This window comes from Rhodococcus sp. NPDC055112 (genome assembly GCF_053607505.1).
Genome location: NZ_JBSGTR010000067.1, coordinates 22,334 through 30,511 on the forward strand (window position 1 = coordinate 22,334; position 8,178 = coordinate 30,511).

8 protein-coding genes are annotated in these 8,178 nt (G+C 69.1%); 2 read left to right on the top strand and 6 right to left on the bottom strand.

Annotated features, from left to right (window positions below):
* Positions 1-4 precede the first annotated feature (4 nt).
* Both ACWFRB_RS22820 and ACWFRB_RS22825 read left to right on the top strand, forming a co-directional pair.
* On the top strand, positions 5-1,006 hold the full coding sequence (locus ACWFRB_RS22820; protein ID WP_452643521.1) for an esterase/lipase family protein: 1,002 nt from the start codon (positions 5-7) through the stop codon (positions 1,004-1,006).
* Between the two features lie 67 nt (positions 1,007-1,073).
* Positions 1,074-1,769 carry a uracil-DNA glycosylase gene (locus ACWFRB_RS22825; protein ID WP_452643532.1) on the top strand — a complete coding sequence of 232 codons (696 nt, stop codon included), beginning with the start codon at positions 1,074-1,076 and terminating at the stop codon, positions 1,767-1,769.
* On the opposite strand, the gene ACWFRB_RS22830 is transcribed toward ACWFRB_RS22825, so the two are convergent.
* The 6 genes from ACWFRB_RS22830 to ACWFRB_RS22855 form a co-directional block, all read right to left on the bottom strand.
* Entirely contained in the window at positions 1,770-3,038 is a 1,269-nt protein-coding gene (locus tag ACWFRB_RS22830; protein ID WP_452643522.1) for a YncE family protein, read from the bottom strand.
* A 162-nt stretch (positions 3,039-3,200) separates the two neighbouring features.
* The gene (locus ACWFRB_RS22835; RefSeq protein WP_452643523.1) at positions 3,201-3,620 is read right to left on the bottom strand and encodes a hypothetical protein; all 420 of its coding nucleotides are present in this window, start codon (positions 3,618-3,620) and stop codon (positions 3,201-3,203) included.
* A 24-nt stretch (positions 3,621-3,644) separates the two neighbouring features.
* Entirely contained in the window at positions 3,645-3,803 is a 159-nt protein-coding gene (locus tag ACWFRB_RS22840; RefSeq protein WP_452643524.1) for a hypothetical protein, read from the bottom strand.
* 107 nt (positions 3,804-3,910) lie between these two features.
* Positions 3,911-5,287, bottom strand: a complete 1,377-nt coding sequence (locus ACWFRB_RS22845; RefSeq protein WP_452643525.1) for a glutamate decarboxylase — start codon at positions 5,285-5,287, stop codon at positions 3,911-3,913.
* Between the two features lie 150 nt (positions 5,288-5,437).
* Positions 5,438-6,316, bottom strand: a complete 879-nt coding sequence (gene mshB / locus ACWFRB_RS22850; protein ID WP_452643526.1) for an N-acetyl-1-D-myo-inositol-2-amino-2-deoxy-alpha-D-glucopyranoside deacetylase — start codon at positions 6,314-6,316, stop codon at positions 5,438-5,440.
* Positions 6,313-8,097, bottom strand: coding sequence for an ABC transporter family substrate-binding protein (locus ACWFRB_RS22855; protein ID WP_452643527.1), 1,785 nt, complete (start codon positions 8,095-8,097; stop codon positions 6,313-6,315). The genes mshB and ACWFRB_RS22855 overlap by 4 nt, the downstream gene beginning before the upstream one ends.
* Positions 8,098-8,178 lie beyond the last annotated feature (81 nt).

Here is an 8,178-nt window from a genome sequence, read left to right on the forward strand (position 1 = left end):
TCACGTGAACGACCGGCTCCGCGCGGTCGCGACGAGCGTCGCGACCGTCGCACTGTTCGCCCTCACCACCGCGATCCTCCCGCCGGCGGCTGCGTCAGCCCAGTCCTCTGTGACCGGTTCTGCCGGGGCGCCCGAACAGGGCACACTCGCAGGCGTGAACGACTGGGAATGCGAGCCGTCGCCGCAGCACCCTCGACCGGTCGTGCTGGTGCACGGTACCGGGAGGAGCATGCAGGAGAGCTGGGGCAACGCGGAGAACCCGAATGACCAGGGCCCGCTGATCAAGCCACTGAAGGCCGACGGGTACTGCGTCTTTGCGCTGAACTACGGCTTCGCCCCCTCCCTCTTCCTCGGCCCGATACCCATCCCGGCTGACCGGAACTGGTGGGGACACGCAGCGATCGAGGACGCAGCGGTCGAGCTGGACGGGTTCATCGAAAAGGTGCGTACGAAAACCGGCTCCGCGCAGGTCGACGTCGTCGGGCACTCGCAGGGCGCAACGGTGACCCGGCAGTACCTCCGGTTCGCCGGCGGCGCGGACCAGGAGAACCCCGCGAACAACAAGGTTCACACCCTTGTCATGCTCGCGCCGTCCACCCACGGAACGAGCTACCGCGGCCAGTACCTCACCGTCGACGCGGCCATTGCAGCCGGTGCCTCGAAGTCCTCGCAGCAGCAGATCATCGGATCGGAGTTCCTGGCCAGGCTCAACGCCGGACAGGAGACCTTCCCGGGGATCGACTACACCGTCATCGCGTCTAGAACCGATAGGACCATCACCCCGTACACGGGGTCGTTCCTCAATGGCGCCCCCGGAGCATCCCTCCAGAACATGTACGTACAGGACGAGTGCCAGAACCAGGACCTCTTTGTCGGGCACTCTCGGAAGAGCTTCGACACCGGCCCGAACCCCCAGGCCGGGATCCTCGAACACTCGGCTCCGATCTTCCTCGCCCGCAAGGCCCTCGACCCGACGCTCGCAGGCACCATCCCCTGCTCCGGGTAGATCCGAACTCCGCGCCGACCGCGCGGGTACCGTCGGATCTGTGGAAGCCCATGCCACCCTCGCCGAGATGGACGGCGAGCTCGTCGACTGCAGGCGCTGCTCACGCCTGGTCGAGTGGCGCGAGCGTGTGGCCGTGGAGAAACGCGCCGCGTTCCGCGACGAGACGTACTGGGGCAGGCCCGTTCCCGGTTTCGGACCGGCAGATGCATCACTGCTGATCGTCGGGCTGGCGCCGGCCGCGCACGGCGGGAACCGGACCGGCCGGATGTTCACCGGCGACCGCAGCGGGGACGTGCTGTACGCGGCGCTGCACGCGGTCGGCCTGGCGAACCAGCCGACCTCGATTCGCATCGGGGACGGGCTCGCGCTGCGCGGCACCCGGGTCACGGCACCGGTGCACTGTGCGCCCCCGGACAACAAGCCGACCCCCACCGAGCGGGACACCTGCAGGCGCTGGATCGACGAGGAACTGCGGCTGCTCAGTCCCACCCTGCGGGCGGTGGTGGTGCTCGGCGGATTCGGTTGGCAGGCGCTGCTGCCTGCGCTGGCCGACGCCGGGTGGCCGATCCCGCGGCCGCGACCGAAGTTCGGACACGGCGCGCACGTCGCGCTCCCCGCATCAGGGATCGGGCACGACCTGCACCTGTTCGGCTGCTTTCACGTCAGCCAGCAGAACACCTTCACCGGTCGGCTCACCCCGGCGATGGTCGAGGCGGTGCTGTCCGACGCCGGTCGGGCGGCGGGATTGCTGCCGCAGGAGTAGCTAGGAGCCCACGCTTCCCAGCGCACCCTCGAGGCTGCCCGTGCCCGTCCCCCCGTCGGGGGTACCGGCCCAGCCCGCGGGGACGTGTCCGATGCGCACCCGCTGCGGATGATCGCCCACGGGCACGGTGGCCACCTTCTGCCCAGTGGCGAAGTCGATCGCGCTCACCGAGTCGGTGGCGCTCTCGGACACGATGCAGTGTGTGCCGTCGCCGTTGACCGTGGCCCAGTACGGCTTTCCTGCCGGGACGGTCGGGGTCTCCTGCAACGTGGCCGTGTCGACGACGGTCACGTAGTCGTCCATGGTCCCGGCGATACACAGTTTGGCGCCGTCCGGACTGATCGACATGCCGTGGTGGCGGGAGTCGTTGACCCAGGTGGTTCGATCCGGGTTGGTGTTCGGGTTCTTCGGCAGTTCCTTGATCCGGGTGATCGCGTCGGCGGAGACGTCGTACTCGAGGAAGCCGTTGAAGAAGGACACCTGGAAGTACAGCTTGCTCTCGTCGGGGTTGAATGCCACCGGCCGTACCGAGTCCGAGAGGTCCTTGCGGCCGAAGGCGTCCAGCCGATCCCGCATGTCGATCACCTTGACCGTTTGGAAGGTCTGGGCATCGACCACGGTGATCCTGCGGTCGCCCTTGGTGGAGTCCTGTGAGGGAGCGTCGAGCGGGGTGTTCACCTCGCCGATGGACATGTTCCACAGGTACCGGCCGCCGTCGGTGAACACGTTTTCGTGCGGCTTGTCCCCCGTCTTGAACGACCCGACCTGCGCACCGGTGCGGATGTCGAGCACGTGCACGGTGTTGCTGGTCGACGCGGAGACCGCGACCCTGCCGCCGTCCGGCGATACGGCCATGTGGTCTGCCCGGAAACCGGATACCGGGAAGCGCCAGTTGACCTTTCCGCTGACCAGGTCGATCGAGACGACGTCGGCGAAGCTGGGCCGGGACGCGACGACCGCGGACCCGTCCGGGGTGGTGTACATGTCGTCGACGAACTGGTCGTGCCCCTCGCCCGCGGTCTCGCGGATCCCGAGGAAGAAGCCCAGCTTGATCGGGTTCAGGTAGATCTCCCGCAGCCGCGCCTCCTTGTCCGGGATGATGTTCACCCGACCGAGTTTGGCGTAGCCGCCGGTCGACTCGATGACGTCGGCGGTACCTTCCCAGTTGTTCCCGACGAACAGCACCTCGTCGAGTCCGTCCGCAGGCTGCGGAACCGCGTTGGCGGCCCCGGTACCGACCACGAAAGCCGCGGCGACGGTGGTTGCCATTGCCGCTGTGGCCCAACCCATTCGACGGGCGCGGGGAAACCAGCTCGAAACCTCGATCACGTGTCTGCTCCAGTCGTCGCCCTGCAACGCGGTCGACGGGACGGTAGCAGCCCGCCGTCCACTCCGACCGGCGATCGGCGAATCGAACCCGGCGGACGCGCGCTAGGCCCGGCGGGCGGAGCTGCCGCGGGCGACCGCGTCGTCGGAGGCGAACTTCAGCAGCAGCAGCCCGGCCGGTACCACCGCCAACCCGAGCAACAGCAGGGTCAGCGGACTCGCGAGGAGCAGGGCGTCCCCGCCCGGACCACCGAACATGCACAGCACGAAGCCGAGGAACCAGCCGACCAGCGGCAGCGCCGCCATCGAGGCCCGATCGGTCACGGTGCGGGCCCCGAGCACCAGCAACACGTTGACGACGCCCGCGGCGAGCGCGCTGATGGGAAACGCCACCGAACCCAGGTAGATGGGCAGGAACAGCACGGCCAGCACGGCCGTGAGCACGCCATCGAATATCAGCAGGCCGAGAATCGCCGAGTCGAGGATGCGGCGCCCGGTCGGTGCGGGGCTGGTGCCGGAAGTCATGGCACCAATCGTAGGCCGGGGGCTTCAGCCCACCGGCGGGTAGCCGAGGAGCGTGAGCAGGTGACTCTGCATGTCGACGAAGTTGTACAGCCCCGTCATGTACATGTCGTGGTACTGCTGCGCATTGGGTCGCAGCGAATCCACGAATGCCACGATCGCGTTCTGAACACTCCAGTTGTACATCGACATCCTTCCGTCAGCCCGACCCGGCTATGACCCACATCACAGTCTAGTCGGATGGGTGTCGGCCGCCACAGCCGATCCCGTACCTCGGGAGGGACCCGAACCCGTCAGTGATGGAACCCCGCCCGGGTCTCGTCGGACGGTGTGCCCCCGACCAGCCGCGCCAGCGATCGACGGATGTCCTCGGCCAGCAGGGCGATCACGTCGCGGGAGATCCCGTGCCGGACCAGGACCCGCTGGATGACGGTCTCCTCACGGTTCGCGGGCAACGGGTAGGAGGGCACCTGCCAGCCGCGCCTCCGCAGCTCGTCGCTGAGGTCGTACAACGAGAAGCCCGCCGTCGCCGGGTCGGTCAGGGTGTACGACACGGCGGGTAGCCCGCCGGTCCCGTCGTAGAGCAGGGTGAACGGCCCCATCGTCTTGATCTCCTCGGCGAGGGCCTGGGCGGTTTCGGCACAGGTCTGCTGAATCATGCGGTAGCCCTCGCGGCCGAGGCGCAGCAGCAGGTAGTACTGGGCGACGATCTCGCCGCCCGGCCGGGAGAAGTTGAGCGCGAAGGTCGGCATGTCGCCGCCGAGATAACTCACCCGGAACACCAGGTCCTCTGGCAGCAGGTCCGCCGACCGCCACACCACCCAGCCGACCCCGAGCGGGGCCAGTCCGTACTTGTGGCCGGAGGTGTTGATGGAGGCGACCCTCGGGATCCGGAAGTCCCACACCAACTCCGGCTGCACGAACGGCGCGATGAACCCCCCGCTGGCCGCGTCGACGTGGACGGGCACGTCCAGGCCGGTGTCCGCCATGATCGCGTCCAGCTCCGCCGCGATCTCCGCGACGGGCTCGTAGTCACAGGTGTAGGTGACGCCCAGGATCGCGACGACGCCGATGGTGTTCTCGTCGACGTAGTCCCGCAACTGGTGCGGACGTATCCCCGTCGCGCCCGGCTCGAGCGGGACCTGGCGCAGTTCCACGTCGAAGTACCGGGCGAACTTGTCCCAGCAGATCTGCACCGGCCCGCACACCAGGTTCGGGCGGTCCGTCGGCTGACCCTCCGCCTGCCGCCGCTGGCGCCAGCGCCACTTGAGGGCCAGCCCGCCGAGCATCGCGGCCTCGCTCGATCCGGTCGTGGAGCAGCCCATGGTGTCGCGTCCGGCGGGCGAGTTCCACAGGTCCGCCAGCATGTGCACGCACCTGGACTCGATCTCCGCGGTCTGCGGATACTCGTCCTTGTCGATCATGTTCTTGTCGAGGCAGTCGTTCATCAGCCTGTGGACCTCGTCCTCGGACCAGGTCGAACAGAACGTCGCGAGGTTCTGCGAGGAGTTGCCGTCGAGCTGGAGTTCGCCGTGGATCAGCGCGTAGGCGATCCGCGGGTCCGAGGGTCCGTCCGGCATCTGGTATTTCGGCAGCACTTCTCGGCTGAGCGGCGTCGAGTAGATGTCTTGGACGTCCCCGCCCCTATCGGTGACCCTGTGCAACGCCATCTGGCTCATCCCTCCGTGATCGGCGAAATCGACACTCGATCTGGATACACGTGCGAAAGAAAACTCACGAACGTCTGATGAAGCACACCGAGGGTAACCCGGATCGGGTCACCCCGTGGGCCGACTGGAAGCCTTTGGCGCGACCGCTTGCTAGAAGTCGATGCCGGAGAACAGGTCCCGCTCGCGACCGTCGGCGTCGAGGGCACCGTGGACCCCGCGCACCAGGACGTAGTGTTCCTCGGCCAGGATCGGCTGGGCGACATTGTTCGACAGCGCGTACTCCGAGCCGGTCTCCGACACCGTCACCTGCGTCGCGTGCGCGGCCAGCGCCGACCGCTTGGCCTCGAGCACGGCCCGCACGTCCACCGCGGCGGTCACGGTCTCGTCGAGCACACAGGGCAACTCCCCCGGCTCGGGCATCCGCCACGACGACGGGATCTCGGTGATGCACTCGATGCCCTGCGACAACGAGTTCGCCTCGGTGACAGTCCAATACACCTTTGCCGGCTCCCACGGCCGACCCGCGTCCTGATACACATCGGTGCCCGCAGCCGACACCGCGGCCATCGTGAAGCGGTGTGCCTGGATGTGATCGGGGTGGCCGTAGCCGCCGTCCGGGTCGTAGCAGACCACCACGTGCGGACGGACCTCCCGGATCACCGCGACCAGAGCCGCGACCGCCTCCTCGGGGTCCGCGTTCACGAACGCGCGCGGGTTGGCGGCGGACGGGGTGCCGATCATGCCGGAATCCCGCCAGCGTCCTACCCCGCCGAGGAACCTGGGGCCGTCGACGCCAAGCCTCTCGAGCGCCTCGGTCAGTTCGAGGATGCGGTAACCGCCGAGCTGATCGGCCCGGTCCGCGACGAGGCCCGCCCAGCGCTCACCGATCACCTCGCCCTCCTCGCCGAGCGTGCAGGTCAGCACGGTCACCCGCGCGCCATCGGCGGCGTACCGCGCGATGGTGCCCCCGGTGGTGAGGGTCTCGTCGTCGGGATGGGCGTGCACCAGCAGCAGTCGACGTTCGCTCACTGCGGGCTCCTCGACCAGCCGGCGGCATCGGCGAAGATGCCGACCTGGATCGCACCGGTCAGCGATACACCCTGGACACCTGGCCCGGCAGCGACCACGGTCATGTCCTGCAGGACGGGCAGCACGGCGGCGAGATCCCACAGCTTCGGCTCGGCCTGCGCGATCACGTGTCCGACGTCCGCGGTCCCGCGAAGCGCCTCGTCGATGCCCGCCTGCAGGGCCGGGTCACAGAGTCCCGACAGGTTGCTCGGGGCAAGCGGATCCGGCACGACGTCGGGCTCGACGTCCGTCGACTCGCCTGCACCGGACGGGGGCGGGGACGGGGACGCAGGCGGGGGGCAGGCGAACCGGGAGGCCATCGAGGTCGCCGGGTCGGAACCCGCGCGCACCCAGCCGACCACGGCGTCGACCTCGCCCTCGACGAGCGACTTGCCGTACAGCTCGTCCGGACGCATCGTCGTCACCGAGGCATCCACCCCGGCGCCGCGGAGCTGGTCGGCCGCGGTGTTCGCGACGGCGATGGCGGAGTCGTCGCCCTCCGGCGCACCGATCACCAGGGCCAGCTGCTCGCCGTCCTTCGCGATCTTGGCCTGCGCCGTCTCGCCGGGGCCTTCGACCACGGTGTGAACCCAGCCCGCCTCGGCGAGCAACCCGAGCGCCTGCTCGCGGCTCGGGGCCGGCGGGGCGGTCGGGACGTAGCCCGGATCGGACGGTGCGAGCACCTGGGCCCTGGCCGGCGTCGCGTTCGCGCCGGTCGGGGTGCCGACGGAGGCCAACAGGTCGGGGCTGAGCAGCCCCATCAGACCGCGGCGCAGCCGCTGGTCGGCGAGCGAGGGGACCCTGCCGTTCAGGGTCAGCTCCAGCACCCGCGGCGCGGGGGTGACGGCGGCGCGCACCGAGGGGATCGCGGCCAACTGCGCCTGCAGCGGACTGTTGCCGCGCACCTGCGCGACCTGGGTGTCACCGGAACGGATCGAGTCCGCCAACTGCGCGGACGAACCACCGCGACGCATGAGGATCTGATCGGGGGTCGCGGGCTTGCCCCAGAACCGGTCGTTGCGTTCGAGCAGGATCTCGTCGCGGCCGCGGTCGATGGACTTGATGTGGAAGTCGGCGCCGGACACCGGGATGTTCTCCGCCAGTCCGCGGGTGAACCCGCCCGGCGAGTCCTTCACAAGGTGCGAGGGGAGCAGATCCGTGAACAGCTCCCGCCACGCCGGATACGGCGAGCTCATCGTCACGGTGACGGTCTTGCCGCCGCCCGAGGAGCCGATGTCGGTGATGAGGCCGTAGCCGGCCGGGTCGACGACGCCCGGCTGGCTGATCATCTGCCGCCACAGGTAGCGGAAGTCCTCGGCGGCGATCGGCGCGCTGTCGGACCACTGTGCCTCGTTGCGGAGCTGGTACGTGACGGTGAACGGATTCTGCGAGGTGACGTCCGCGGAGATCAGCAGGGACTCGTCGGGGAGCCAGTCCGTGCCGCCGGGCCGGGTGGGGCTCGGCGCCGGACGGAAGGCGCTCGGCAGCACCATCGAGCTGACCGCCGAGGTGACCGGGGACTGGTCGGCGAGCAGGTGCGGATTGAAGCCGAGGCCAAGGTCGTCGATCGCGACCACGACGGTGTTCTTGGTGGGCACCGTCGTCGTCGGCTTGGGACTGTCGGTGCTCTCCACCGGCGGCGGCGGGTTCGCGGTGCAGCCCGCCAGCACGAGGCCGGCGACAAGGGCTGTCGCGATCGGCAGGATCTGTCGGGTTCGTCGTCCCGCTCGATGCACTCGCACGTCCCTTTCGATCTACGGCTGTAAACGCCTGTGCGCGGTTGACGGGTCCGCAGACCCGTCAACCGCGCACAGGCGCGAAGC